This is a genomic window from Solibacillus sp. FSL H8-0523, from assembly GCF_038051985.1.
Lineage (GTDB): Bacteria > Bacillota > Bacilli > Bacillales_A > Planococcaceae > Solibacillus.
The window spans coordinates 1,498,665-1,523,480 of sequence record NZ_CP150291.1; the positions used below are offsets into that span (position 1 = coordinate 1,498,665).

Here is a 24,816-nt window from a genome sequence, read left to right on the forward strand (position 1 = left end):
GGAAGTTTTGGATCTAAAATGGTTAAAAACGTTTATTACGGTTTATGAAGAAGGGAGCTTTCGTGCTGCGGCAGAAAAGTTATTTATATCGCAGCCAAGTATTACCGTACATATAAAAGCATTGGAAGAGGAGTTGCAGGTAGCGTTATTTCAACGTGAGCACACGAAAGTAAGTGTTACTACTGTTGGCGAACAGTATTATAAGATGGCTAAAAAATTATTAGCGCATGTTGAGGAAAGTAAAAACGAAATACGTAATGTGTCTGGTAATCAGAAAACACGTCTTGTGATTGCACTTTCTTCGGCATTAATTTCAACAGATATCCTTAAAGTCATTCATGATTTCGTTGAACTAAATCCAAATTATGAGGTAGAAATTGTCATGGAGGACGGGAAATATGTGGACGCGACACTAAGAAATCAACAAGCCGATGTTGTGATTAGCTTACAAAAAACCAAATCGAAGGACTTACATTCAGAGCGTTTGATTCGTTCAAAGGTCAAGTTGATTTATTCATCAAATTTGCGAATAGAGGGAATTTATCATGATCAAAAGATAAAGGAGTTGCTTATCAATTACCCCCTTTATACGGGTTATTTACATGAGCATGCACCGATTGTAGAGGATTTAGAGCGAGAGTATAGCATAAGGCGTTATCACAACGTACAGGATAGTATTTTTGCAATCAAGCTAATAAGTGAAGGGCTAGGAATTGGACTGTTGCCGGAAGTTCAAATAAAAACAGAGCTAGCGGAAGGGAAATTAAAAGTGCTTGATATTGGTGCGCTGGGGTCTGTTTACGCCGTTGATATTTATATGAGTCACCTACGAAATCAAGCGAAGTTAAATCCATTTTTAAGCTATGTAAGAAGTCGATTTGAATAATCATGCTCGTCGTCTTATGTATACGAACACGATCATTCAAATGTTTATTTTAAAAAGCGCTCCGTATGTTCAATAATATGGTGTTTAAATGAACGCAACTCTGCCGGTGAAAAGTTAATGGCTGCTTCATTTATTTTTTATCTAAAGCTGGAAGAATAGTGACGCAGACAATTCCAACGATGAATAAGTAGCTTGATATAATGAAGCCCAAAGTTAATACACCAATCGTATCGATCAAATAGCCAAATAATAAATAGCCTGGGATGCCGCCACCGATACAAATCATATTATAAACGCTAAATACTCGGGCAAGATGTGTACTTTCCACATGTGTTTGAAGATAGCTGACTACAAAGATATTCAGGATTCCTTGTGATATACCTCCAATTACTAATAGACATTGTAATAATAAAAGGGGCCACTCTAATGCAAAGCACAATATTGCTAAACTAAAAGCAAATAGGGACAATAATAAACCATATTTTTTATTCATATTTTTGTAAAGGTAGGGGCTTATTAATGAACCGATAATGATGCCAATAAACGTCGGTGTGGTGAATAAATATAGGTTTTCGGCACCTTTATTTAGTACTAATTTTAAGTAATTAATTAAGTAAAGGTCAATAGAGGCACCAGCCATCCAGCCTAGACCAAAGACAATAAATAGCCTAAAAATTACTTTATCGTTTTTAATATAGGATAGCCCTTCTTTGATTGAATACATGAATGGCGGATTTTCAGTAGATAGTTGTCTGTTTCGAAAAGATGGGCGAATAAATGAAATTGCAACAAAAGAAATAACATAAAATACTGTAACGATAATCAACCCTTCATTTGAACCTACATTTAAATAAAATAGTAAAGCTGCAAACGAATAGGAAAGTAGCTTTGCAATCATTGTGATGATTCTAAATAGGCTGTTTGCTTTAGGGATATTCGAATGCTCGACGATATGAGGCATTAAAGTGCTACTAGCCGTCGTAAAGAAGATATTGATAAACGTAACAAAAAATATAAGCAAATAAATTGTGAATATCGTTTGAGTGAATAATAAATTGTACAAGTAGAAGATCAGTAAAAATAAAATTCTTGTTATGTCAGAGTAAATCATTACTTTTTGTAACGATTTATTTTCTACAAATGCACCTATATGTAAACCAAATAACAATACAGGAACAGCGGAAAAGATAAAGTAAAAGGACGTACTTACGCCACTTCCACCAAGTGATTGCAACATGCTAAGTAGAATGACGAATAGTGTTGCATCGCCAAAGGAACTAAAGAAAGTAGCTGAAAACAATAACAGAAATTTTTTATTTTTTAACATAATTCACCTCATCACATAGTTTAGAAAAAATCACTTTAACATTATTAACCACTGGTCAATTCCGATTAAATAAAAACTCTAGATAACTAGAGCTTTTAAGAGAAAGTCTACATGGGCATTCGCTGCTAAGTTAGCATCATCATAGCTCTCAACTCTTCCTTTGTAGTAAAGTACAAAGCCATGTAAAGCAATGAACGCAGAGTGAATGGTCTCTTCGTCCAATTTATTTTGATGTAGCGTTTGTATCGTATGAATAAATTTTTTGAGACTTTCTTTAGGTGCAGGTTGCTGAAGTGGATCCGATAGTCCAAGTTGCTGTACAAACATAAAATCATACTGACTTTGATTATTTAAACCAAATTGAATATAACTGATAAATATTTGCTTTGTACCTTCGATCGGGTCAAGATTTAAACTGTTATCAAGCATTTGATTGAGTAGCGCAAAATATTTTTCAATTACGGCATTAAATAATTGTTCTTTGTTGTCAAAGTGATAGTAGATTGAGCCATGGCTACATCCTAAAGCATTGGCGATAGAACGCATGGATACCTTGCTGAAATTTAATTCTAAAAACTGGCGATCAGCTTCTTCTACAATCATTTCTTTTGATAATGCATGTTCACTTTTCTTTCTGCCCATAAAATCCTCCTAATAAATTGACCATTGGTTGATTAAATGGTAAATGATTGTTTAGATAAATGCAAGATATTATTGGGAATGTTTTGAATATCTGTACGAATGAGTTCATCAAGGTTTTTTATCGCCATATCCTTTGAAAATGCCCACCACTTGAATCGATTTCTACAACATAAACATCGGGATTCGTTAATTGCTGCCACTCGTCAAAGCCAAAGTCTGGTGAAATCGAATGCAGGAGCATCGTGCTCAAATAGCCATGCGAAACAAGGACAATCGTTTCGGAATCATTAGTTTTTAGTTCTTCAATTAACGCTAAGATGCGATGCGTTGCTTCATTACTCGATTCGCCGCCTGTATATTTTATCGTCTTATCGATAAAGCTTTGCTGCAATTTTTCAAACCAATCTGGCATGTTTTCAGAGCTTAAAACACGCTCTTGTAAACGTTCATCAATTTCAATTTCGATGTTATGTCGCAGAGCATATGGCGTAATGGTTTGAATCGCTCTCGTAAAAGGACTCGAGATAATGCGATTTAGTGAGTAGTTTTCTAAAAAATCGGCTAGCTGCTGTGCTTGTTCGAATCCAGCTTCTGTTAGGGTTGCTTCAGGCGCTTGTCCTTGTGCCGCGCAATGTCTAATGAGTATGAATTTCGTCAAATTATGTACCTCCAACAAGATCATAGTTTTTAAACGATAGCTCTAACGATATAACGTGAAAACGTAACAGCTAAACCATCTTTCGTTGCATGATTTTCAAAAATCTCCGTTATCATTTGCAAATCTTTTTCCATTAATTGTTCAAAAATAGAAGGGTGTTGCCCAAAGGATCTTAGCTTGATGATATCGATCGGTTCTGTAAGTAACTCTGTGCTGTTGATTGTTTCAATGGTGTACGAAGTGAATTGGCTCTTTTCTAATTGCGCCTGAATTTTTTGTGAAATCGGTGCGCCAGCTGTCGGTTGAAACAAATTTGGAAAGAGCGTAGGCAATTCTTTATGCATGTCATCACCTGGATGTAGCCCCAAAATAGTTGCGCCGTTTTTCGTTACTTGCGTTAAGTGTGGGTAGGCTGATGTAGGGCCCTTTCTTATATAAACAAAGTCAAATTCATTGCGGCCGAATGGAAAACCTTCCTTCGTGTTTCCTAAAACGAACGATACATTGTCTGGTTTGTTAACGTAACCGGTTTGAAGAAAGGTATCTGTACTATCGAATCCTACGATTTCTTTGGCAACGAAGCCACACTTTTTCGTAAACTCACCATGCCCGCAGCCAACGTCTAGCACCTTTTTGTCCGCAATCATTTGTAGTACTTCTTCATCAAAAATCGTTTCGCCGTTCGGTCCAGTTAATGTAGAATTCCAGTCGTAGTGGTATGTATGTTGCAATTCACTTAGCTGTTTGTACCAGGCCAGGGAATGCGGTTGAAGCCAGTGTGGAAGCGTTGTTGGATTGGTTAAGGTCATAATTTTCACCTCGCAAATTTTATTAGTGGATTAACTTACTTTAAAAAACACTCCATATAAATATCATTTTCAGTAAAGCCGTTTTTTTTGTACAATGGCTTGCCCATTTCAGAGGCGATTAAAAATAGATGCTGCACATTTCTTGTTTCGGCTTCTGCTACTAATCGTTCTAACAACTTTTTAGCAATCCCCTTATTTCGAAAATCTACGTGCGTAAACATATTCGCAATATATCCTCGAATCCCCGTTGGATTAAAGTAACTAGGGGGGAACGCGATAAATTGAATGGCGCCTGTTGCAATGACTTGATTGTCCTGTTCAACTAACCATTGTACATATTGATTCGATTTCAATTGATTTTCAAAAAACGCTTTTAATTGGTCGTCGATCGTAGAAGAAACGACTTGTCCTTCATCAATTAATAACTGCTTACGTAACTGAATTAACAACGCTAAATCCTCTAATGTAGCTAATCGGAATTCCATCTCTAAAACCTACTTTCTGTCATTTTTTGCTGTAAATAAGGTATCGTTAATACTTCCTCGCATAATACACCATATTTAAAAACACCGTAGAAATATAGAACGTCATAAATAGCGTCAGCACGTGGAAAGCTGCGAGTGTGATTCCGAATGACGGATTCACGACAATCATTAAAAGAATCGCAAAGCTCAATCCCCAAAAATAGCTTATGTAAACAGCGCGCTCACGGATTTTTTGTGCGCGTTCGTCCTTTGCTGCAAAATGTGGTACTAAATACGCTAAACAAAAGCCCAAAATAGACATCGCAAACAACATTAAACCTTCAGGGAATTTTCCCTGAGAAAGATAAGCGCCATTTACTAGTAAGGCGCAGATGAACATAAAAGTTCCAAAAATAAGATAAAACGCTTTGTTACTACCCATTAAACTTCCTCCTCGTAAATAAAAATATCTTCAATTTGACACTTAAATAATCGGGCTAATTTAAAGGCAAGTGTAATGGAAGGATTATAGCGGCCCTTTTCTAAAGAGATAATCGTTTGCCTAGAGACCTCTAACTTCTCGGCTAATTGATCCTGTGAAAAATCAGCTTGTAAACGGAATTCTTTAATCGTATTTTTCACCTGTTCACCACCTATATGTAAAGTTTGATTTACGTAAAGTTAACTTTACATTACGCGGAATAAAACGTCAATTTAAATTATTCAGAAGAATCAGTTGAATTTATATCACTTTATGATATATTAGTTTTAGATATATCATAAAGTGATACAAAGAGGTGGAAAATTGAAATCTTTAGAGCAACTGACCGATTCGGTATTTTACATAATGGCGGCATTCACGCAACCAAAGCATGGCTATGCGGTGATGAGTGACATTGAGGCATTAACAGACGGTGAGGTTACAATCGGCCCGGCATCCCTGTATACCATTATTAAAAAGCTCATGACACAGGAATACATTACGCTATTTGATGATAGTGATTCGCGCAGAAAGGTATACACATTAACCGAAAAAGGGCGCGACGTACTGCAGCACGATATGATAAGACGAGAAAAAATGATTCGCTTTGCACAAATCGGACTAAAAGGGGATGTTTGAGATGACGAAAACAAAATATGTTGTTTCAGGTGGTATTGCATTTTCAGAAAAGAAGGATTTAGAAGTATTAAAAAAGTTTGCCGCAAAGGGCTGGATTGTCAAACGTTATAAACGAATGGGCTATGAGCTTGAAAAGCGTGAGCCAGAGCTTGTGGATTATAGTATAGATATTCGCAATTTAGCAGACGACGATGAGGACAAGGACGAATATTTTGCGATGTTTGAGTTCGCGGGCTGGGAGCATGTGTGCTCAAGGTATGATACCCATTTATTTAAAGCACCGGTTGGCACAACACCGATTTATTCAGACAATACGTCAAAGGCCGATAAGCTACTGCGTATGCGAAAATCCATCGTGCCAGCCGTTTACATAGCAGCATTGTTAACACTTGTTAGCTATTTCGTTATGGTTTTTGCGGAGGGGACATTTGTGGAAATTGCGAAGTGGTCATTTAACGTATTTATCGTGTTGCTGTTTCCATGTGTGTTGATGTATATTGCGCTGACGTATCGTAGTATGCGTTTGCAGTAGGGGAGGTGTTAAGTATGCGATTTTGGAAAAGTCCAATAGGTGTCACGCTTTTATTTACTGCGGTTGTATTTCTAGGTCAATTTACAAATTTTGCGGAATCACTGCGTGTAATCGGGGTATTTGCGCTAATCGCAATCGCGACATTTTTTATTCATGAGCTAGGGCATGTTGTATTTGGTGTAGTCGCGGGGTATCAATTTCACTTTTTAACGGCGGGTCTGATTATGATTGAACGGAAACGAATTACCGTAAATCCAAGCTGGGCTTATTTTGGAGGTGTCGCGAGCTGCTCTCCAAAAACAGATGATTTACAAAAGATTGGTCGCCAGCATTTCTGGTTTGCAGCGGGTGGACCCATGGTGTCACTTCTCTTTGGGATTGTTTCACTCATAGCTGGCGCACTATTGGAAATTCAGGCATTTACGTTATTTGCGTTTATGAACTTTGCAATTTTTGTAGTGACAATGATTCCATTTAAAGGCGGCTTTAAATCAGATGGTCTTATCATGATAGAGCTCATGAGAAATGACAGAGAAAAAGAGCAGTTTGTCAGTTCATTATTATTAATGAAAGAAATGATGTCACCCGCAGTACCAACGGAATGGTCACGTCAAATGATCGAACATGCGAGAACTGTTCCAGCAAACGAGAACAACATGAGCAATAGTTATCTACTGTTTTATTATGATTTATGTGATTCAGGTTTTGAGGTAGCGTCAAATGGAGTTGCTTCGTACAAAGCACTGCCAGTAACGAAGAAAAACAAAATGACGATGCAATTTGCGACGCATCTGAAGCAGCTCGATGCGGTCATGAATGGTCATGCAACGCCAAAGCAATTACGTGAGCTACATAGTATGATGATGTCAGTTGAGCCAATTAGCTATAAGCGCAGTGAGTGGATGATTGCCAAGCTCGAAGGCAATGAAACACTCGCTAAAAAAAAGCTAAAAGAGCACCGCGGCGACATCAAGCAAGGTAAGAAACAGTTTGGTTTTTACGTGGCAGAGGAGAAGTTAACCGATTTAATTGAACAAAATCTATAAATTTTGTTAAGGTAGGGCGGTGAATAAATACTGTGCTACCTTATTTTTATCAGAGGTGTTTTATGAGCCATTCAGCCAATTCATGCGGATCTATATCGATGGCTTATGCGTATGTGCAAAATGAAGCGGATGCAGTCGATATCCTTCAGCAAGCGGAACAGTGCTGCTTTTAAGATTTTATCAAGACTATATCATACCAGAAGTGGCGAATATTTTAGAAATGCCTTTAGGTATGGTGAAAACAAATATTAGGCGCAAATTGATAAGGAAGCTGGACAAGTTGCGTTTTATTTTGCAACGATAGCTTAGTCAGACTGCCACTCCTAATAAAAATGCTAAATAAAGTTTACATTAGAGAAACGCACGATTATAGGTTGGAGAATATGCACGATTTCATTCATCAAGATCAGAGTTGAAACACCTCACAAACAGGCTCAAATTGTTGGCACTGGCTTTTAGTGAAAATGTATAAACAATGTACCAAGAGAAAAGGCACAAACGCTGTTAAATTAACGTTCGTGCCTATCTGGTTTATTCCAAAACTTTGATTTGGGAACGTTATTTTGTATGGAATTGTATAAATTTTGTATTATCCCATCTTCTCAATTATCTTATAATCTTTTGTTTTCTCGAATTGAATTTCATTTTCTTCGCAAAATACGATTAAATCTTTATAGACATCATTTAGTTTAAAATAACCAACACGAATCGAAAGCCCTTTTCGAACCTTAATGACAGCTGATTTTGCGTTCCAACCCATTCGTTTGAAAGTGATTTTTATAACATCCGAATGAATTATTTTCTTGTTATAAATCTTTAATCCAAAGAGTTTAATGGTATAACGAATTGTATGTTTGTTTATTACTAGTTGATACGTTACAAAAGCATTGCAAACACAGAAGACAAATACCGTTAACGATACCCATTTTACAGATTGAATATGCCAACTCGATATACTTACAGCAAGACCTAGAAACGCTAATGATAGAATAAGTTGACGTGACGTAGTTCTATCATATTTCATTTAATCACTCCCAAAATTTATGTAACATACAAATAATCTATATATTTATTCTCTACCTAGCATTGATAAACCTTTTTACAGTTTCCAAAGCGTTCACAAGCAGTCAAAACGCCCCCTATTCAATTGAATAGGGGGTATTGGTTCCCTAAGTGTCATTGAAGTGACCCCTAAAAGTTAGACACGGTTATTTAGCTTATAGGTGTATAAGATATTCAAGTGATTTTTCTTAGATTATGTTTTTGGGTTTATATTCTTCAACATATTCTTCGTAATCTAAAACTTCAAGAGCATTTGACCAATGTAAAACAGTCCCAACGAAATCTTTGATATCTAAACCTGGCATTTCATAAGTTTCTTCTGTATTAACAGTTCCAGTGGCATTTTCGATAAATGTTACTGTATATCCTCTATCAAAGGCTGCAATTGCAGTAAATAAGCAACAAAATTCCGTATTAAAACCTGTAATAAAAACGTGGTCTACACCTAATTTTCCTAAGGTACCCTGAAGTTCTGTATTATAAAATGAACTTGGCGTTTGTTTTTCTATTACATATTCAGCATAGTCTTTTAACGAATTATGTAATTCAGAACCAATAGAATTTTTATACAGTCCACTTTCTTCTTCGTCATCTAAATGTCTAATAAAGATTACGGGCATCTTCGCTTCTTTGAAGTCTTTAATTATATTTTCCATAAGCGTAAGTTCTTCTTGAAAATCCCCTAAATTTACAATGCCATTTTGTACATCAATAACTAAAAGTGCTTTCATTATTTCAACTCCTAATGATTTTTATAAGAAAATAATTCTATATATAGGATATTATATCCTTTTATTGGATAAAAATTAAATTCCTGGTTGAAAATCATATTTCCCCTAAAAATATACATACCTTTCTTCAAGGAGGAATTAACATCAAAAGAAAAATCCACTTTTCCATTACATTTCTTTTGCTAATGACTACAATCGGTATATTTGTGTATTATAATACTTTGCCTGTAACAGAAATCTACCCTTATACAACCGTCACAACTTCAAATGAAATCAAAGAAGTAAATGAAATAAGCAAAAAAATTGATGAAACTGAATTAACTAAAAAAATAATAGACGGCCTCATAAAAAATGGATATTCCCCAAACAAGAGAATTCTCTATACAATCTATTCGCCTGAAAATAAAGTTCTAACAATTTCACTATCCAATTTTGACAAGGATGATAAAACAATAAATAAAATAAACAATATTATTAATACAATTTCAAAAGAAAACGATCTCAACTCATTTACGTAGAGCTATCAGAAACAAAAAAATAAACTTATTGGGGGAAAGCAGCCAAAGCCCCCATTCAATTGGAGAGGGGCTTTGATTTCCTAACTCTAAATTCCTGATGGCTTAGCGTTAAATCTGGTGAAAAAATGTTTTTACTTTTTCTCAGCTATATTTTTGAGTAATGAAATAATTTCTTTATCTCGTTTACTGCTTTCTCTTAATTTTGCATCAATAGATAAACAAGAGATGGCTATAACAACAACCCCAATAGTAATAATAAATTCCAATATTAATAACACCTGCCTACCTGTTAGTTGAACTTTACGAGTTTCTTAACATTTACAGCTCGACGTGATTGTTCTTTTAAATGTGGATTTTCTTCAAGGTCAAACGATACTTCGTCACCTTTAGTAAGTGATTTAAATCCATCGATTTGAATACTACTGAAGTGTACCCAGACGTCATCTTCACCTTCAACAGAAATCCATCCCCAACCGTCTTCTTCGTGGTAAATTTTACAGACCCCTTTAATGTTATTTCTCATTATAAAGCCTCCAATTTCATAAGTTGAAGTCATCATATAACTAACTTGTACCGTTAGTTGAAGTACAAATCTTTCCCAAATTAGTATTTTTGCACATGTCGAACTGCTTATTGTATTGAAAACCAACTGAGAGCTCTTTGCTCCATTTCACTAACAAATTTCTTTTTTGCTGGACTGTACTGGTTTGTAGTATCGTAGCGTTGGGCTAACTCTTCTTTAAAGCGACTATAATTGGTTACTTCTTGGGGATGAGATCTCAGATAATCTCGAAAGATCAAATGCCGTTGAATTTCAGGATTATGAAGTTGATAAAAATGGATATGGTGGGTTCTGTTCTCTCCACCTTTTCTAAATAGCCTTCTACCTGTAATACCCCATTCCCCAACAACATCATAACCAAGAGAATCCATGTGGTTATTGAATAAATCAACATTCTCAATGTTCTTAACGATACACATCATATCGATTACAGGCTTTGCTTTCATTCCATAAACGGACGTACTTCCAAAATGTTCGCATTGGATTATCTCGTCGCCAAATATTGTTTTAAGAAACTCTGCTTCATTTTGAAACATTTGAGACCAATCTACACTATAGTCTGTAAGACGAACTTTCATAGTCGTAACCCTCCTTATTAATCTTCCACACCCAACAAGGAGCATTCCTTTATAGATTCACCTTTTGTTGAATTAATTCCAAAGCTTTTTCGAAATCTTTATCTTTAAAAATAAATTCAGGTGTCCATTTGATATAAACATCAGGTTTTATACCTGTACCAAAGTCGGGATGATAATCTGTTTTACTTTTTAATTTAGAAATCGGATAGGATAGTGCATATTTATTTTCCCACTGCATTATTACTAAATCACTGTAATCATTTATGCCCATTGTAGAACGGCCAATCGTAGTAACTTTCGATGACTCAGCGCATACTTCTATACATGATTCCGCAGCACTTGCCGTATATTCATCCATTAATAGCATGACTTTCTCTGGGGTAGAAGTTCCGTGAAAATCCCTTTGCATTGTTTCAAGAATTTGAGAAAAGTCCACCTCTATAAAACCTTTACCGCGATTGTTTTTAAAAATGTTTTCTGCAAAATCAAGCATTTTTTTCGTATTAGGATCGATTTCTAAATGGCGGAATTGATTACAAAGTTCGATAAATAGATCAACATTTCGCTCCGTACAATTGAAAAGTCGAGGTGGTATTTCTGTATTTGGTTTTTCATCTGACGAAAACAAAAATGGCTCAAGAGGGGACAATAAAGTAGCATCTCCACCACCATTCCCACGTAGGTCAACGATTAAATATTGAGTTTTTTTAATATCTTCAATTGATTTTTCCAATAATTTAGCTACTTTTTGTGGCTCAATTAAATTTGGAATTTTGATATAGTATGCATTTTCACTAACCTTTTGACTTTCAAAAAGCACTTCAACTTTTTCAATATCATATTTCTCTAATGTGATTTTTACAATTTCATTTTGAACATTAACATATTCTATTGATTTCGCATGGTTTAAGAAAGTGGCCCATTGCTGGCGTTCTTTAATGGACTCTCGAAAATTTTTTGTTCTAATTCACTAATTTCCTTTACAGTTTTACCATCAATGGAAATAATTTTATCCCCAATGTTTAATCGTTGTTCTTCTTTAGTAGCAATTATATATAATGCATCGTCGAACCATTTCACGCGAAAACCACACGTTTTATTGTTGAATGTATACGCTTGATTGACAGTAAAATAAATATGCTTATCATCGAAATCTAATAAATATTCATTTACTAACCGACTAAATAGCGCATCATCTAGTGTATTTTTATTTTCTAAATGATCTATTTTTCTAGAAAATTCATTAGGGCGATCCCAGCCTTCTTTATCCTCAAATCCTGCATAATCATTATGAGTGATTGTAACGATTGCATTAAATATTTCTTTATACATTGCTCAGCCTCCTAAAAATTTATCGAGATTATTATGGTATTTACATACTAGATAAAGCTCCCAAAGCGAGATTGAAGTGACCTTGTATAGCATAAATTTTGATACATAAAAGGACTTAGTTTATTAAGTAAACTGAGTCCTTTCTTTAATGATGTTTGGGTGCATTTTAGGCAATACGAAACGAAAATGTAAATTAGATTTAGAATTCATAGCAGATTCCTCTTTAAATAAAACACACCAACTGCTATAGATCCTCTGATGAATCGATTACTTAACAATTCCAAAACTATTAAATGGATAGAATCTAATAGTGGCTTTTCCCAGTACCTTGTCCATTGGCACTAATCCCACACTAGCAAATCTACTATAAATACTTTTTCTACGATTATCACCTAAAACAAATAAATAGCCTTCTGGAATCGTTGAGTTACCTGTTAGAGATGGTAAAGTGAAATCTTCTGTTAGTGTACCAGTGTCTAGTAGTTGTTCTTTATCATTCTTCCGCCAGAAAACACCCACTTCAAGGAATGAGGAGGGTATCACCCCAATGAGTAAGTGGGTGATGAATGGCGGTTGGCATTAGCCAAAACGTTTGTCTAAACGCGAACATATGTGCTATAATGAGGTATATGAATTATCTTAATATTCTGTCCGAAGGAGGTGTCTCATGAAGCATAAAGCCTTTAAATTTCGTATTTTTCCAACGAAAGCGCAGGAAACGCTCATTAATAAAACATTTGGCTGCGCACGATTTGTATTTAATCAGCTGTTGGCCGAACAAAAACAACAGGACCACTACTGGCACGTCACCGAAGAACTTTTCCAAGCCGGCCAATTGCCCAAAAATACGTGGCAAGGAACATTCTTTAAAAAGTACGACAATATCAAAAAAATACCCGGTTTAAAGCAAGTCTATCCGTTCCTAAAAGAAGTCGACAGTATCGCCCTGCAAGCCGCTGTGGAGCACTTGAGTGATGGCTATACACGTTACTATAAAAAACAAAACAACGTACCGCGTTTTAAATCAAAACGCCATCCCGTACAATCCTATACAACGAAATATGTGAATGATAATATTGTGATCCAAGGTCGTCACATTAAATTACCTAAGCTCGGGCTGGTCAAATTCGCGAAAAGTCGTGAGGTAACCGGACGCATTCTCCATGTCACAATTAGACGAAATCCAAGTGGAAAGTATTTCATCGCCATTTTAGCGGAAGTACAGCTGCACACGTTGCCTAAAACAGGTTCAACAGTTGGGATTGATTTAGGCATCAAACAGTTTGCGGTGCTGTCCGATGGCACGGTTTACGACAATCCCCGTTTTTTCCGAACACTGGAAGCGAAGCTAGCGAAAGAACAAAAAATATTAGCGTTTCGCCGGCGTCTAGCTGTCGAACGCAATTGCCCTTTACACGAGGCGAAAAATTATCAAAAGCAAAAACGCAAAGTGGCCCGGATACACGAAAAAATCACGAATGCGCGCATGGATTACTTGCACAACATCACCACCAATCTCATCAAAAACCACGATGTCATTGGGGTGGAGGATTTGCGAGTAGCCAATCTGTTGAAAAATCACCACCTAGCCAAAGCGATTGCCGAAGTCAGTTGGTCAACATTTCGAACACTGCTCGAATACAAAGCGGATTGGTACGGCAAACAAGTCATTGTCGTGGGCAAAACGTTTGCGAGTAGTCAGCTATGTTCTAACTGTGGCCATCAGCACAAAGAAGTGAAACAACTGGCATTACGTGCTTGGACATGTCCGCACTGTCACGCGCAGCACGACCGCGACTTGAACGCAAGTATGAATATTCAAAAGGAAGCAGCACGTCTAAGTGCTTCCTAAACCGTTGGGACAACGGGGTTAGCCTACTAATAGAACTGGCGGATACGCTGGTGGTCGTAGGAATCACCCACTTCTAAGCGCATGCGTAGGTGGGGGTAGTTCAAACAAGTCTAAATAGGGTTCTTCTAAAGCTACGTCATTTATATAAAGCGTGTCATTTTCATAAGCAACATGATCTCCTGGTAATCCTATGACCCGTTTAATATAATTTTCACCAATAGGAGCTTCGAATACGATAATGTTAAATCTTTCGAAACCAGAAATGTGCTTACTAATTTTATTGACGATAACTTTGTCTCCGTCTTCATATGTTGGCATCATTGAAGCACCATCTACTAAAATTGGTGAAAAAATAAACGTTCTCATAGCAATGACTTAATCCAATCTAATAATTCCTTTATCTTTGATTTATCCAAAATAACATCATCCTTTCAATTTACTTATCAGTAATTATATACCATTGATTTCACTTATGCGATTCTACTTGTTAGTTGAATTATAAAAAGTTTTCAGCATAATATATGTCATTAAAATCCGCATCCGCATAAATCTGATAAACTTAGAACACGCCATGTATTTTATTCACTGCAAAGGGAAACGCAGCAGTAAAAGCGAATGCTATCAATAAGGAAGGTGACGAGACGATGACAAAAAAGAGCAGCCAAGAACAGCGCGAGCAACTACAGAAAAAAGAGCTGAAAAACAATCCGATGGGCATTTTTTCCGACCAATTAAATCAAGCACAAAGCGGCATGCCGAATACAACGGGTATGAGCTTGAAGGAAGTTGGGGCTTTAATTGTATTAGGTATTGTTGGTTTGATTGGATATGGTGTGTATAAAATGTTTTTTTAATAATTCGAATGGTTCCATAGAAGGTTCTACTCGTAGTTACGCTTTTTTCGTGACTACTTCAGTTAATCTATAATGGTTTCCTTATGTGGGTTTTTCAAAAACTCAAACATCTTGTATATTTGTGAAGCCGTATTACGGTGTGTAGATAATGGTGGTAACTCTCCCTCAGCGAAAAATTGCACACAATTTGTTTCGATACCAATTTCTGATTTTCCGCCGATAATTTCACATAAAATAAATAGCTTATAATAGTGATACGCATCAGGTGGGTGTTGATGCTTATTTTTATCAAATAGTGCTAGTAAACGGGAAGTTTTCACTTGAAAGCCAGATTCCTCAAAAATTTCCTTGGTTACATTTTCAGTAGGAGATAGACCAATATCACAAAAACCACCAGGTAAAGCCCATTTACCATCTTCATTTTCTCTTACTAATAAAATTTGGTTATTCTGAAATACAACACCTCTGACATCCACTTTAGGTGTTTGATAGCCTGTATCGTTTGTGAATAAATCTTGTATTTTCGAAGAATCTAGCTCTGTATAATGTGCTAGTATTTCAACACTTAATGCACGTAGTTTTTCATACCGTTCACGGTCGTATACATCCTTTGAAAAAGCTAAGCCTGCTTGAGAAATTGCTTGTATTTTCTTCGCCCAATCGAGCCATTGAATGGTTGTCATAGAACCTCTCCTTATAATAGATCTGACTATTAAATCAAAAAGTACTCACTTTGAACTTTATAGAATAGACGAGAATATTGAAGTTAAAGTTCCATTAATTGTAATTTATCGTATTTCGGCTACAGGGTTATACGATTAGCAGACGCAAGCTTTCTGAGGAAATGGTGGAGCTTTGATTTGAAATGATGGCATAATATTTATAGAGAACAGATAGACGTGCATTTCATTGCATGCTATCTGTTTTTTTAAATTAATAGTTAATATTGAGACACATGTCCTGTAATATAAAATCTAACTTGATTAAGCTAGAAGCGAGGATGAATAGAATGCAAATGATGAATAGCCCTGAATTAAAAAATCAATATGTTCGTTTGTTAGACAGCAGATTTTCAGCGGATTTTGTGTGTGATTTAATGGAATGTGAGCCAGGGGAAGTCGTATTAAGACAGGACGATGATTTAACTTTTTTGTATTTTTTAATGCGCGGGAAAGTGAAAATTTTTAGTACGTCAATGGAAGGGAAAGGATTAATCGTAGCCTTTAATCGGCCCATTCAGCTTTTTGGGGATATTGAACTTTTGCAGCAATCCGCCATTATACATACGGTTGAGGCATTAGGAACGGTTCATTTATTACGCTTTACCATTGCAGAAGCGAAACGTTTACAAGTAGAGACATCGTTTAACGAATACTTATTAGATGTGATTAGCCGAAAGTTTTATACAAAATCGCAAGTACTTTCCTTTCATTTATTGAACGAGGCGAGCACACGCTTTGCGAGTTATTTACTGTCGATTTCACACAATGAAAATGGCCAATTTGTCGAGCCATTTGTGAAAAGAAAAGATCTCGCTGCAATTGCAGAGTTTATTGGCATTACAACGAGACATCAAAATCGTATTATTTTGAAGTTCGCACAAGAGCATATTTTAGAGCGAACCGATGCGGGCATTGTTATTCTAAATCCTCTGCATTTACAACAAAAAGCAGCACATAATGTATACGAATTACAGTAGGGAGCGAATCGATTTGACGATTATTTTTGATTTTGACGGCACATTAGCAGATTCTAAAGAGTGTAGTATTTTAGCAACACAGGCAGCATTCAAAGCTTGTCATTTACCCGTTCCGGAAGACGCGGTCATTGCGCATTATATGGGGATTCCGATTGAACAATCTTTTAAAGAAATGGCGCAGAGCGATTTGACGGAGCAAGCTTTCAATGAGTTATTAACGACGTTTCGAAGCTACTATAAGCAATTTGAAAACGACACATTGCAGCTATTTCCAGGAATGATGGAAGTGCTCGAGCAGCTACAAAAGCGCCACGTCAAATGCTTAGTTGTTTCAAGTAAAAAAACGGATGTGCTAAAGCGAAACTTAGCGACGCTTCAAATTGAATCATTTTTCCAAGATTGTATTGGCTCTGACCAAGTGCAGCATTATAAGCCCCATCCACAGGGCATTGAAATTTTGCTAGAACGTTTTCGTCTGGAAGCAAAGGACTGTCTCATGGTTGGGGATGCGATTTTTGATATTGAAATGGGAAAGCGAGCGGGATGCCAAACGTGCGCGGTAACGTGGGGGAGTCATTCAAAAGAAATGCTTCAAAGTGCGCAGCCTGATTTTGTAGTGGAGCAGGTGGAGGATCTTTTAAGCGTAGAATTGGTTGAATGAATTTAGCGCAATAGATTGAGTCGTTCCCAATTTATTAGTCAATGGGAACGATTTCAATGTATTAAACTATTCTATATACCTCTATTATTACGCAATTCAATAATCGTTCCTTCAGGTGCAACTAATTTACACAGCGCTCCATTTTCCACTTCGTAAATAATTTCTCCATCTTTACGTTTGAAATGAACATGTAATTTTTGCAAACGTTCGACTTCGAAAGCTAAATCCTCAACCCAAATACAGAAATGGACAATCCCTTCACTGTTCGAATCGATAGGTGCTAACATTTCCTGTTGCTTGCCTGTTTGAAGTTCGATATAAAAATCCCCAAGCTTTAACCAAGTGTTAAATGCACGTCCATGAAAATTAGGTGATTGTTGGACCATTTCAAAACCTAAAGCCTGCGTGTAAAATTCAAGCGTTTCTAAATATGAATTTGTCTGTATACATAGATGGTGTACATAAGCGTTTTTCATAAATTTTGTAGCTCCTTGCTCTATTTATTGAAATGTTCTATATACCTATTATTACATAATTACCGCTAAAAACGAGAAAACTCAATTGTAAAAATCGATGCTGTTTCCTTGAATATTTCCCCCCCACTTAGTACGTTGCCCCATTGACTTTTTGAGCCTAACATTTTATCTCTAAAAAATAAATTTTGAAAATTTTATTCAATTTGTATTGACAATTCCCTGATTTATTTGTATATATTGTATATAAAGTATATATACAATATGAATTGAGGAAGCATGCATGCAAATTTTAATTTCACATAATTCAAAGGAGCCTATTTACGAGCAAATCGTACAGCAAATTAAGAAAGCTATTTTAGCAAACGATATTCCTGCTGGCTACGCTTTACCTTCTATGCGTAACATGGCGAAGGAATTGGATGTGAGTGTCATTACAACAAAACGCGCCTATGAAGAGCTTGAAAAGATAGGGCTCATTTATTCGGTTGTTGGGAAAGGCTCTTTTGTATCAGAGCAAAATAAAGAAATGATATTAGAAAGAAAACAAAAGGTGATTGAGGAGCAACTAAGTCAGGCGATTGTAAATGGCAAAGAGATCGGCTTAGATTTAAATGACATACAAGCGCTCGTCGCACTTTTATATGAGGAGAGGGATTAATGGAAGCAGTTATTACATTAAAAAATGTCAGTAAACGTTTTTCAGGTTTTGAAGTGAAGGATTTATCATTTGAAGTGAAAAAAGGCTTTGTTACAGGCTTTGTCGGTGCCAATGGTATGGGGAAATCAACAACGATTAAGCTTATTATGAATCTCCTAAAGCCAGACAGTGGGGAAGTATCTGTATTTGGTTTAAATTATGAAAAGCATGAGCGTGAGATTAAACAACGTATTGGCTTTGTCTATGATGAACATGTCTTTTACGAAAATTTAACGTTGCAAGAAATGAAAAAAATTATCGAGCCAGCCTACGATAATTGGGATGAAGGACTGTTTCAGCATTATGTAGCCGAATTTCAATTGCCGCTCAAGAAAAAGCTAAAGACGTTTTCAAAGGGAATGCAAATGAAAGCATCCCTAGCGATTGCGTTATCGCATCACGCGGACTTAATTATTATGGATGAACCAACATCAGGACTTGATCCAGTATTTCGACGTGAATTACTGAGCCTACTACGTAATATTGTGCAGGATAGTGAAAAAACGATTTTCTTCTCGACGCATATCACATCTGATTTAGACCGCATTGCAGATTATATTATGTTGATTCATGAAGGGCAGCTTATCTTTACGCAGGAATTTTACAAGGTGGAGCAGCAATATGTGCTTGTAAAGGGTGGTTTGGATTTACTCGATGCCGATACGAAAAGATCATTTATTGCAATTCAACAATCAACACATGGGTTTGAAGGATTATCGGCAGACAAAACTGCAGTAATGGAGCTGTTTGGTGATTTGGCGATTTATGAGCCTGCAACGTTAGAAGATATTTTATACTACACGAAAAAGGGGACGAGGAAAATTGCTGCAACTCATTAAAAAGGACTTTTATATTCATAAAGTAGTGTGGCCATTGATGATTTTAGCAATTGCCATTTATATTTTTGTACAAGCATCATCACTATTTGTAGGCATTATTTTTGGTATTGTAATGACGGTTAATCTTTTTGCCATTGATGAAAAGAAGTCAGCTCAATTATTACTGAACTCCTTGCCGTATACGCGTAAAGAAATTGTTAGCTCTAAATATATTGCGGCCTTTTTATATATTGTGTGCATTATTGCCACGATTAGCTTGGTGCATCTAGTCGTAAACCAAGCCATTCCGAATATTTATCACCTATTAATGATTGTCATTGTGAGCCTGTTAGTCGTTGCAATTTTCTATCCCTTTGCTTACCGATTCAGCAGTAAATATTTTACGTTTTTATCGGTCGGACTTTTGGCGGCCTACTTATTGTGTATTCGATTATTTATACCGAATATTAATGACCTAATTCGTGAGTTTGTTGGTTATTTATCAAGTGTCAGCCAGCCGATGATTTATGCGTATATTTTAGTGGCAACTGTTATTTTCTACAGTTTATCTTGGCTGTTATCGGTTCGTATTTATTCGAAAAAAGTATTTGAATAGGGGAAATGAACGTGCATACAAAACAAAAAAAGCCTTTTTATAATCAAGCTTGGTTTGTATCTATTGGGGTATTTTGCATTGTACAATTATTATTTATATTCATGGAAAGAACAGGCTGGATACCGAATTATAGAGATTTTGATGGGAAGCTATTCGGGAAAATAACGGAACTTCAGCTTTTTAAAGAATGGTTCCAGTTTTATGAGACACAGTGGTTTAATTTATTTACATTATTTTCTGCGTTATATGTTGTCATTCAGCTTGTTAGTAGTGCTATGAAAGGCATTTCACTGAAGTTGAAAGGGTAAAATTTGAAAGAGGGTCTAGTGACAGAAGCTAGGCTCTTTTATTTTGAATAATGAGATAAATTGATTCCGAATGAAGCTTTGGGAGTGTTATAGTTGAAATATAATATCGATATGGAGGTTACTAATGTTAAAAGATGATTGGTTTACCGTTCGGAAAATTGATGATACTACGTATGCAATTAGTGAATTAGGTCATTGGGAAAAAGTACATTCTTTTTTATTGTTAGGAGAATCAAAAGCGGCTCTTATTGATACAGGCTTAGGTATTGATAGTATGAAGCGAATTACAGACCAGTTAACAACCTTACCGATTGACGTGATTACAACACATGTTCATTCAGACCATATTGGAAGTCATGGTGAATATACACGTATTTTTGTACATGAGGATGAAGAATCGTGGTTAATGAATGGCATTGTAGGATTATCTGTCGAGCAGATTCGAGCAAATACAGCAAGAGATATTACGATTCCCATACCGAAAAGCTTTAACCCTGATACATATACGCCATTTACCGGAAAGCCAACCGGATTATTAAAAGATGGCGATGTCCATGAATTAGGAAATCGAAAATTAATTATTTATCACACACCTGGGCATTCACCAGGACATATTTCAATAGTTGATGAAACGAAAGGCTATTTATTCACTGGTGATTTACTATACGATGAAACGCCAGTCTATGCCTTTTATCCAACAACGAATCCTGTAGATTTAGTCAACTCCTTAGAGAAAATCACAAAAATTCCTAATATAAATATGATATACGGTTCACACAATTCATTAGGCATTACACCAGATATCTTAAGCGAAGTGAAATTGGCAATAGCACACTTAAGAGATAAAGATTTAGTGAAATTCGGTACAGGTATACACCGATTTACTGGTTTTAGTGTGCAATTTTAGCGTATTGACCAATGAAAAGCCATCTCATTCAATCATAAATGAGATGGCTAATTTTTATATTTAAATAGTGTATTCTATAAAATTATTGCGATTGAATAATATGGTCATTAACAAAGGCTTTTATGAAAAATAACTCATTATCATTAGGGTCCCTATTATTTTCTAACTTAAAGCACTCTACGGCGTTTTCTAATGAGATTGATTTTACAGCCTGACTTGCTACTGTTAACTCTTCCCAAAATATATTCATTTCATTTGAATCACATATCGATTCATGACCAAGTAGGAACATTTCTGCATCAAACTTTTGGATGTCTTCAATCATAGGCAATAGCAAGGATTGCTTATAATGAAATAAAGAATTTGTGGTTGTACCATAAGGACAATCACCTAAGAAAATAACCTTTTCATCCGGAATATAAATGATTGTAGAATCATCAGAATGGGTCGCTTTGATTCTCTCAATTATGCAAATTTTATTTCCTAAATCAATCGTTAATGCATCTTCAAAAATTACATCTGGAGCACGTAACTGAAAGCGATCCCTGTTAGGTATTTCAGATTGGATAATTTCCATGCACAACGAACTGATTTCATTATTACTTACATACGCACGTAATGAATCATCATCAAATGAATAGTTTCTCCACTTTTTCAACAGTTCATTTGTTTGACTATTTACAATAATCGTTGCATCAATTTCATTCATTCCTAGAAAGTGATCCCAATGCGCATGCGTAATCACCATATATTTAACTGGGGGTACATTTAGCTTCTCGATTTCTCGTAAAAAATCATGAGCATGCTGTGTTGAATTCCCAGAATCAATTATTAAACTATATTGGTCCCCACAGACCAAGCCTAATGTTGGTCGGTCTTTGTCATCTTGATTAGGTAAATAATAGATAGTATCACTTAGTTTGTTTAACATGTTATGTCTCCTCTATTCTAGATCTGAATTATATGAAAGAGAAAATCTCCATGTTTAATCTTTAATAAAATAGCTAAAGATTTTCTCAGATTATTTTTTTACCATTGGACTTACACCTCCTTCACAATAAGGTAAATTATAGCATATTATAAATATTTTGGTCAAAAACATAACGTGGGGTTGCTTTTTCTAATAAAATTTCACTTAATTTTTTTGTGAGCAATCCAGACTCAAATGCCTTTTAATTTGAGTCTGGATTTGCGACGAAAGCGCAACGACAGGAGCATACTACAATGCCGTTTGCGATGCCCACCAATCCATCATTTTACCCTCGTTATATAGTAAAGAGCACAAAATCAAGCCGCTTACGCTATCGCGAGGCGGCAGATAGTGAAATATTTACTCTTTCTTAAATGAATATGCTTAAATGAATATTCTGCTGATAGAACATTCATTTATTAAAGGGTTCTTTTTTATTACCTTTGATTATAAGTAGCACTGTTTTAAAAGGAGAATTGCTTTCCTTCAGCATTTTTTACAGAAGTTCACTTTTTGCCAAAGTAGAGAGATGCGGAGCGAAGGGGGTGACTCCAGCGGGAACAGCGCGAGCGGAAAATCCATTTTTTGTGCCACCGTCAGAGGCACAAAAAATTAGTTGGAGCCGTGCCCGCGGAAAGCTTCCCCCGTAGCGTAGCAGAACGGATAAGATTAAAGATTCCGTATCTTATTTATTAAAACTTTGTCATCCTCAACTTATGGTGATGAGCCGATCTTTTGTTATTAAAATTCCAAATATAGCGTTAGAGGAAGTTATAGTCAGAAAATTCCACTTGGTGTATTATAGAATGTATGTTCTTAAAATAAGGGGGAGAATAATTGGAGAGAAATAAATATCGTCGAGTCTGGAGTTTAGATAGCGTTTTTCAAAGCAACTCAAATCAATTTATAAATCATATACAGGAACTAGAAAGAAGCCTAGATAAAATGGATGGGCATCTAGCAGCTACAAGCATTTCAAGTAAAGAAGATGCCGATTATCTCTTAAACTTACTTAAAGAAATTGACAGTTTGAAGCTTAAGCTATCACAAGCCTCTTCATTTATAACTTGCTTATTAGCTCAAAGCCCAGCTGATCAGGTCGCGAGCGTTTTACAAGGAAGGGTTGCTAAATTAAAAAGTAAATATGGCATTACATTAACAAAATTTCAGGCGATAGTCGCAAATATTTCATTGGACATTTGGTTAGATGCTGTTGAATTGGATGAGTTAAAAGACTTTCAATTTATATTGGCCGAATGGCGTGAGGAAGGTGCAACAGCACTAACTTCTAATGAAAAAGCAATTTTGTCGAATTTATCTGTAGATGGATATCATGCGTGGGGACAGCTCTATCAAACATTAATGGGGAAGCTCGAAATAGAAATTCAATTGGAAGGGAAACCACAGAAATATTCAATAGGGCAAGCTTTGAACTTACGAGCGCATTCGAATGAGGAGATACGTAAAGTCGCACACGAAAAATTGGAGCACAAGTGGTCGGAGCAAAAAGAAAGCTTTGCTAAAGTGTTAAACCACATAGCTGGTTTTCGACTTCAACTATATAATTTTGAAGGAACCGATGATGTTTTGGAAGAGCCCTTACGTAAAAATCGCATGAAAAAAGAAACACTTGAGGCAATGTGGTCTGTAGTCAGTAAGAATAAAAATGCTTTTGCTCAATATTTAAATCGAAAAGCGAGCATGATGGGTGATGAGAAGCTACAATTCTATAACTTTTGGGCACCTGTTGAAACGAAGGTCAAAGAAATTCAATATGAGGATGCAATTGACTTAGTAAAAGACGCGTTTCGTATATTCGGAAATCAGCTAGAAGCATTTGTAACAACAGCCATTGAAGAACAGTGGATTGAAGCGGAAAATCGATCCAAAAAGTCAGCCGCTGCATTTTGCGCGGGCTTTCCAATGTCTGAGGAATCAAGGATTTTTATGACATATGATGGAACGATGAAGGGGATTTTAACACTTGCACATGAACTAGGTCATGCGTTTCATAATACAGCAATGAATGGTGTTGCAGGTTTGAACCGACAATACCCACTATGTATTGCTGAAACGGCTTCGTTCTTTGCTGAAATGATTGTATTGGATGCAGCAATTGAAGCGGCTGTGACAAAATCAGAAAAAATAACACTACTCGACGAAAAATTAAAAAGAAGTGTCATGAATTTTATGAACATCCACAGTCGATTTCTTTTTGAACAAAATTTTTATGAGGAGAGAAAAAAAGGCCTCGTTTCTGCACAGCGGTTAAATGAGTTAATGCAAGAAGCAATTTCAGATGGGTATAGAGATTCGCTTGATAATGTATCCGTACATACATGGCTGTGGACACCGCATTTTTATATAACAGATGCGCCATTTTATAATTTCCCATACACATTTGGCTATTTATTAACCTATCGTTTATATGAAAAAGCAAAAGAAATCGGTGCTGACTTTGAAAATACGTATATCCAATTGTTGCGAGATTCAGGAAAAATGTCTATGGAAGACTTGATGCTGAAACATTTAAATGAGGATATAACAACGGAAGCCTTTTGGGAAAAAGCTATGAAACTTTGTGTACAAGATGCCGAGTTATTTCTTGAATTAACAGCTTTAGAAATAGTTTAACGGTAGGAATTTTACAAAATAATAAACCAATCCTTAGGCGTATACTTATAAAGCCTG

At 36.0% G+C, this 24,816-nt stretch carries 33 protein-coding genes; 14 read left to right on the forward strand and 19 right to left on the reverse strand.

Features of this window, described 5'->3' with window-relative positions; genetic code table 11:
- Positions 1-7: 7 nt before the first annotated feature.
- Positions 8-886 carry a LysR family transcriptional regulator gene (locus NSQ62_RS07180; RefSeq protein WP_341323244.1) on the forward strand — a complete coding sequence of 293 codons (879 nt, stop codon included), beginning with the start codon at positions 8-10 and terminating at the stop codon, positions 884-886.
- 130 nt (positions 887-1,016) lie between these two features.
- Here the strand turns inward: NSQ62_RS07180 and NSQ62_RS07185 are convergent, their stop codons facing one another.
- The 7 genes from NSQ62_RS07185 to NSQ62_RS07215 form a co-directional block, all read right to left on the reverse strand.
- Positions 1,017-2,213: an MFS transporter gene (locus NSQ62_RS07185; RefSeq protein ID WP_341323245.1), complete on the reverse strand. Its 1,197-nt coding sequence runs from the start codon at positions 2,211-2,213 to the stop codon at positions 1,017-1,019.
- 78 nt (positions 2,214-2,291) lie between these two features.
- Entirely contained in the window at positions 2,292-2,855 is a 564-nt protein-coding gene (locus NSQ62_RS07190) for a TetR/AcrR family transcriptional regulator (RefSeq protein WP_341323246.1), read from the reverse strand.
- A 118-nt stretch (positions 2,856-2,973) separates the two neighbouring features.
- Positions 2,974-3,513 (reverse strand): histidine phosphatase family protein, encoded by a 540-nt coding sequence (locus NSQ62_RS07195; protein WP_341323247.1) that lies wholly within the window; start codon positions 3,511-3,513, stop codon positions 2,974-2,976.
- 29 nt (positions 3,514-3,542) lie between these two features.
- Positions 3,543-4,322 carry a methyltransferase domain-containing protein gene (locus NSQ62_RS07200; RefSeq protein WP_341323248.1) on the reverse strand — a complete coding sequence of 260 codons (780 nt, stop codon included), beginning with the start codon at positions 4,320-4,322 and terminating at the stop codon, positions 3,543-3,545.
- A gap of 35 nt (positions 4,323-4,357) precedes the next feature.
- Positions 4,358-4,807: a GNAT family N-acetyltransferase gene (locus tag NSQ62_RS07205; protein WP_341323249.1), complete on the reverse strand. Its 450-nt coding sequence runs from the start codon at positions 4,805-4,807 to the stop codon at positions 4,358-4,360.
- A 46-nt stretch (positions 4,808-4,853) separates the two neighbouring features.
- Positions 4,854-5,228, reverse strand: coding sequence for a hypothetical protein (locus NSQ62_RS07210; protein WP_341323250.1), 375 nt, complete (start codon positions 5,226-5,228; stop codon positions 4,854-4,856).
- Positions 5,228-5,428 (reverse strand): helix-turn-helix transcriptional regulator, encoded by a 201-nt coding sequence (locus NSQ62_RS07215; protein ID WP_341323251.1) that lies wholly within the window; start codon positions 5,426-5,428, stop codon positions 5,228-5,230. The genes NSQ62_RS07210 and NSQ62_RS07215 overlap by 1 nt, the downstream gene beginning before the upstream one ends.
- 163 nt (positions 5,429-5,591) lie before the next feature.
- On the opposite strand from NSQ62_RS07215, the gene NSQ62_RS07220 reads away from it, so the two are divergent.
- Genes NSQ62_RS07220 through NSQ62_RS07230 form a run of 3 tightly spaced genes read left to right on the forward strand, consistent with a single transcriptional unit; the run spans position 5,592 to position 7,484 of the window.
- Positions 5,592-5,906: a PadR family transcriptional regulator gene (locus tag NSQ62_RS07220; RefSeq protein ID WP_341323252.1), complete on the forward strand. Its 315-nt coding sequence runs from the start codon at positions 5,592-5,594 to the stop codon at positions 5,904-5,906.
- 1 nt (position 5,907) lies between these two features.
- A complete protein-coding gene (locus tag NSQ62_RS07225; RefSeq protein WP_341323253.1) occupies positions 5,908-6,438 on the forward strand; it encodes a DUF2812 domain-containing protein in 531 nt (176 codons plus the stop codon).
- Between the two features lie 14 nt (positions 6,439-6,452).
- Complete coding sequence (locus NSQ62_RS07230) at positions 6,453-7,484, forward strand: site-2 protease family protein (protein WP_341323254.1); 1,032 nt, start codon at positions 6,453-6,455, stop codon at positions 7,482-7,484.
- 589 nt (positions 7,485-8,073) lie between these two features.
- On the opposite strand, the gene NSQ62_RS07235 is transcribed toward NSQ62_RS07230, so the two are convergent.
- From NSQ62_RS07235 to lepB (NSQ62_RS07270), 8 genes are all read right to left on the reverse strand, one after another.
- Positions 8,074-8,508 (reverse strand): hypothetical protein, encoded by a 435-nt coding sequence (locus tag NSQ62_RS07235; RefSeq protein WP_341323255.1) that lies wholly within the window; start codon positions 8,506-8,508, stop codon positions 8,074-8,076.
- 226 nt (positions 8,509-8,734) lie between these two features.
- The gene (locus NSQ62_RS07240; RefSeq protein ID WP_341323256.1) at positions 8,735-9,277 is read right to left on the reverse strand and encodes an isochorismatase family protein; all 543 of its coding nucleotides are present in this window, start codon (positions 9,275-9,277) and stop codon (positions 8,735-8,737) included.
- Positions 9,278-9,926: 649 nt separating this feature from the next.
- On the reverse strand, positions 9,927-10,061 hold the full coding sequence (locus tag NSQ62_RS07245; RefSeq protein ID WP_341323257.1) for a hypothetical protein: 135 nt from the start codon (positions 10,059-10,061) through the stop codon (positions 9,927-9,929).
- 23 nt (positions 10,062-10,084) lie between these two features.
- The gene (locus NSQ62_RS07250; RefSeq protein WP_341323258.1) at positions 10,085-10,318 is read right to left on the reverse strand and encodes a cold shock domain-containing protein; all 234 of its coding nucleotides are present in this window, start codon (positions 10,316-10,318) and stop codon (positions 10,085-10,087) included.
- A gap of 107 nt (positions 10,319-10,425) precedes the next feature.
- Positions 10,426-10,935: a GrpB family protein gene (locus tag NSQ62_RS07255; RefSeq protein ID WP_341323259.1), complete on the reverse strand. Its 510-nt coding sequence runs from the start codon at positions 10,933-10,935 to the stop codon at positions 10,426-10,428.
- A 49-nt stretch (positions 10,936-10,984) separates the two neighbouring features.
- Positions 10,985-11,755: a S41 family peptidase gene (locus NSQ62_RS07260; protein WP_341323260.1), complete on the reverse strand. Its 771-nt coding sequence runs from the start codon at positions 11,753-11,755 to the stop codon at positions 10,985-10,987.
- Positions 11,756-11,841: 86 nt separating this feature from the next.
- Positions 11,842-12,267 (reverse strand): hypothetical protein, encoded by a 426-nt coding sequence (locus NSQ62_RS07265; protein WP_341323261.1) that lies wholly within the window; start codon positions 12,265-12,267, stop codon positions 11,842-11,844.
- A 267-nt stretch (positions 12,268-12,534) separates the two neighbouring features.
- Entirely contained in the window at positions 12,535-12,810 is a 276-nt protein-coding gene (lepB, locus tag NSQ62_RS07270) for a signal peptidase I (RefSeq protein WP_341323262.1), read from the reverse strand.
- Between the two features lie 124 nt (positions 12,811-12,934).
- Here lepB (NSQ62_RS07270) and tnpB point away from each other — a divergent pair, with 124 nt between their 5' ends.
- On the forward strand, positions 12,935-14,119 hold the full coding sequence (gene tnpB / locus NSQ62_RS07275) for an IS200/IS605 family element RNA-guided endonuclease TnpB (protein ID WP_341323263.1): 1,185 nt from the start codon (positions 12,935-12,937) through the stop codon (positions 14,117-14,119).
- Between the two features lie 63 nt (positions 14,120-14,182).
- Here the strand turns inward: tnpB and lepB (NSQ62_RS07280) are convergent, their stop codons facing one another.
- Positions 14,183-14,485, reverse strand: a complete 303-nt coding sequence (lepB, locus tag NSQ62_RS07280; RefSeq protein ID WP_341323264.1) for a signal peptidase I — start codon at positions 14,483-14,485, stop codon at positions 14,183-14,185.
- Positions 14,486-14,763: 278 nt separating this feature from the next.
- Here lepB (NSQ62_RS07280) and NSQ62_RS07285 point away from each other — a divergent pair, with 278 nt between their 5' ends.
- A complete protein-coding gene (locus NSQ62_RS07285) occupies positions 14,764-14,973 on the forward strand; it encodes a DUF6366 family protein (RefSeq protein WP_341323265.1) in 210 nt (69 codons plus the stop codon).
- Positions 14,974-15,035: 62 nt separating this feature from the next.
- Here the strand turns inward: NSQ62_RS07285 and NSQ62_RS07290 are convergent, their stop codons facing one another.
- Positions 15,036-15,656 carry an NUDIX hydrolase gene (locus NSQ62_RS07290; RefSeq protein WP_341323266.1) on the reverse strand — a complete coding sequence of 207 codons (621 nt, stop codon included), beginning with the start codon at positions 15,654-15,656 and terminating at the stop codon, positions 15,036-15,038.
- Between the two features lie 326 nt (positions 15,657-15,982).
- On the opposite strand from NSQ62_RS07290, the gene NSQ62_RS07295 reads away from it, so the two are divergent.
- The gene (locus tag NSQ62_RS07295) at positions 15,983-16,672 is read left to right on the forward strand and encodes a Crp/Fnr family transcriptional regulator (RefSeq protein WP_341323267.1); all 690 of its coding nucleotides are present in this window, start codon (positions 15,983-15,985) and stop codon (positions 16,670-16,672) included.
- A 13-nt stretch (positions 16,673-16,685) separates the two neighbouring features.
- The gene (locus tag NSQ62_RS07300) at positions 16,686-17,333 is read left to right on the forward strand and encodes an HAD family hydrolase (RefSeq protein ID WP_341323268.1); all 648 of its coding nucleotides are present in this window, start codon (positions 16,686-16,688) and stop codon (positions 17,331-17,333) included.
- Between the two features lie 71 nt (positions 17,334-17,404).
- On the opposite strand, the gene NSQ62_RS07305 is transcribed toward NSQ62_RS07300, so the two are convergent.
- The gene (locus NSQ62_RS07305) at positions 17,405-17,809 is read right to left on the reverse strand and encodes a VOC family protein (RefSeq protein ID WP_341323269.1); all 405 of its coding nucleotides are present in this window, start codon (positions 17,807-17,809) and stop codon (positions 17,405-17,407) included.
- Positions 17,810-18,089: 280 nt separating this feature from the next.
- On the opposite strand from NSQ62_RS07305, the gene NSQ62_RS07310 reads away from it, so the two are divergent.
- The 5 genes from NSQ62_RS07310 (at position 18,090) to NSQ62_RS07330 (ending at position 21,155) form a co-directional block, all read left to right on the forward strand.
- Complete coding sequence (locus NSQ62_RS07310) at positions 18,090-18,467, forward strand: GntR family transcriptional regulator (protein WP_341323270.1); 378 nt, start codon at positions 18,090-18,092, stop codon at positions 18,465-18,467.
- Positions 18,467-19,345 carry an ABC transporter ATP-binding protein gene (locus tag NSQ62_RS07315; protein WP_341323271.1) on the forward strand — a complete coding sequence of 293 codons (879 nt, stop codon included), beginning with the start codon at positions 18,467-18,469 and terminating at the stop codon, positions 19,343-19,345. Before NSQ62_RS07310 ends, NSQ62_RS07315 begins: the two co-directional genes overlap by 1 nt.
- On the forward strand, positions 19,329-19,940 hold the full coding sequence (locus NSQ62_RS07320; RefSeq protein ID WP_341323272.1) for an ABC-2 transporter permease: 612 nt from the start codon (positions 19,329-19,331) through the stop codon (positions 19,938-19,940). Before NSQ62_RS07315 ends, NSQ62_RS07320 begins: the two co-directional genes overlap by 17 nt.
- 11 nt (positions 19,941-19,951) lie before the next feature.
- On the forward strand, positions 19,952-20,248 hold the full coding sequence (locus tag NSQ62_RS07325; RefSeq protein WP_341323273.1) for a YfzA family protein: 297 nt from the start codon (positions 19,952-19,954) through the stop codon (positions 20,246-20,248).
- Between the two features lie 124 nt (positions 20,249-20,372).
- Positions 20,373-21,155, forward strand: a complete 783-nt coding sequence (locus NSQ62_RS07330) for an MBL fold metallo-hydrolase (protein WP_341323274.1) — start codon at positions 20,373-20,375, stop codon at positions 21,153-21,155.
- A gap of 82 nt (positions 21,156-21,237) precedes the next feature.
- Here the strand turns inward: NSQ62_RS07330 and NSQ62_RS07335 are convergent, their stop codons facing one another.
- Positions 21,238-22,086: an MBL fold metallo-hydrolase gene (locus NSQ62_RS07335; RefSeq protein WP_341323275.1), complete on the reverse strand. Its 849-nt coding sequence runs from the start codon at positions 22,084-22,086 to the stop codon at positions 21,238-21,240.
- 876 nt (positions 22,087-22,962) lie between these two features.
- Here NSQ62_RS07335 and NSQ62_RS07340 point away from each other — a divergent pair.
- Positions 22,963-24,759: a M3 family oligoendopeptidase gene (locus tag NSQ62_RS07340; RefSeq protein ID WP_341323276.1), complete on the forward strand. Its 1,797-nt coding sequence runs from the start codon at positions 22,963-22,965 to the stop codon at positions 24,757-24,759.
- Positions 24,760-24,816 lie beyond the last annotated feature (57 nt).

Coding starts and splice junctions, on each gene's coding strand:
- NSQ62_RS07185 (WP_341323245.1), bottom strand. CDS start 2,213: ATGTTAAAAAATAAAAAATTTCTGTTATTGTTTTCAGCTACTTTCTTT.
- NSQ62_RS07190 (WP_341323246.1), bottom strand. CDS start 2,855: ATGGGCAGAAAGAAAAGTGAACATGCATTATCAAAAGAAATGATTGTA.
- NSQ62_RS07200 (WP_341323248.1), bottom strand. CDS start 4,322: ATGACCTTAACCAATCCAACAACGCTTCCACACTGGCTTCAACCGCAT.
- NSQ62_RS07205 (WP_341323249.1), bottom strand. CDS start 4,807: ATGGAATTCCGATTAGCTACATTAGAGGATTTAGCGTTGTTAATTCAG.
- NSQ62_RS07210 (WP_341323250.1), bottom strand. CDS start 5,228: ATGGGTAGTAACAAAGCGTTTTATCTTATTTTTGGAACTTTTATGTTC.
- NSQ62_RS07225 (WP_341323253.1), top strand. CDS start 5,908: ATGACGAAAACAAAATATGTTGTTTCAGGTGGTATTGCATTTTCAGAA.
- NSQ62_RS07230 (WP_341323254.1), top strand. CDS start 6,453: ATGCGATTTTGGAAAAGTCCAATAGGTGTCACGCTTTTATTTACTGCG.
- NSQ62_RS07235 (WP_341323255.1), bottom strand. CDS start 8,508: ATGAAATATGATAGAACTACGTCACGTCAACTTATTCTATCATTAGCG.
- NSQ62_RS07240 (WP_341323256.1), bottom strand. CDS start 9,277: ATGAAAGCACTTTTAGTTATTGATGTACAAAATGGCATTGTAAATTTA.
- NSQ62_RS07250 (WP_341323258.1), bottom strand. CDS start 10,318: ATGAGAAATAACATTAAAGGGGTCTGTAAAATTTACCACGAAGAAGAC.
- NSQ62_RS07255 (WP_341323259.1), bottom strand. CDS start 10,935: ATGAAAGTTCGTCTTACAGACTATAGTGTAGATTGGTCTCAAATGTTT.
- NSQ62_RS07265 (WP_341323261.1), bottom strand. CDS start 12,267: ATGTATAAAGAAATATTTAATGCAATCGTTACAATCACTCATAATGAT.
- tnpB (WP_341323263.1), top strand. CDS start 12,935: ATGAAGCATAAAGCCTTTAAATTTCGTATTTTTCCAACGAAAGCGCAG.
- lepB (WP_341323264.1), bottom strand. CDS start 14,485: ATGAGAACGTTTATTTTTTCACCAATTTTAGTAGATGGTGCTTCAATG.
- NSQ62_RS07285 (WP_341323265.1), top strand. CDS start 14,764: ATGACAAAAAAGAGCAGCCAAGAACAGCGCGAGCAACTACAGAAAAAA.
- NSQ62_RS07290 (WP_341323266.1), bottom strand. CDS start 15,656: ATGACAACCATTCAATGGCTCGATTGGGCGAAGAAAATACAAGCAATT.
- NSQ62_RS07295 (WP_341323267.1), top strand. CDS start 15,983: ATGCAAATGATGAATAGCCCTGAATTAAAAAATCAATATGTTCGTTTG.
- NSQ62_RS07305 (WP_341323269.1), bottom strand. CDS start 17,809: ATGAAAAACGCTTATGTACACCATCTATGTATACAGACAAATTCATAT.
- NSQ62_RS07310 (WP_341323270.1), top strand. CDS start 18,090: ATGCAAATTTTAATTTCACATAATTCAAAGGAGCCTATTTACGAGCAA.
- NSQ62_RS07315 (WP_341323271.1), top strand. CDS start 18,467: ATGGAAGCAGTTATTACATTAAAAAATGTCAGTAAACGTTTTTCAGGT.
- NSQ62_RS07330 (WP_341323274.1), top strand. CDS start 20,373: ATGTTAAAAGATGATTGGTTTACCGTTCGGAAAATTGATGATACTACG.
- NSQ62_RS07335 (WP_341323275.1), bottom strand. CDS start 22,086: ATGTTAAACAAACTAAGTGATACTATCTATTATTTACCTAATCAAGAT.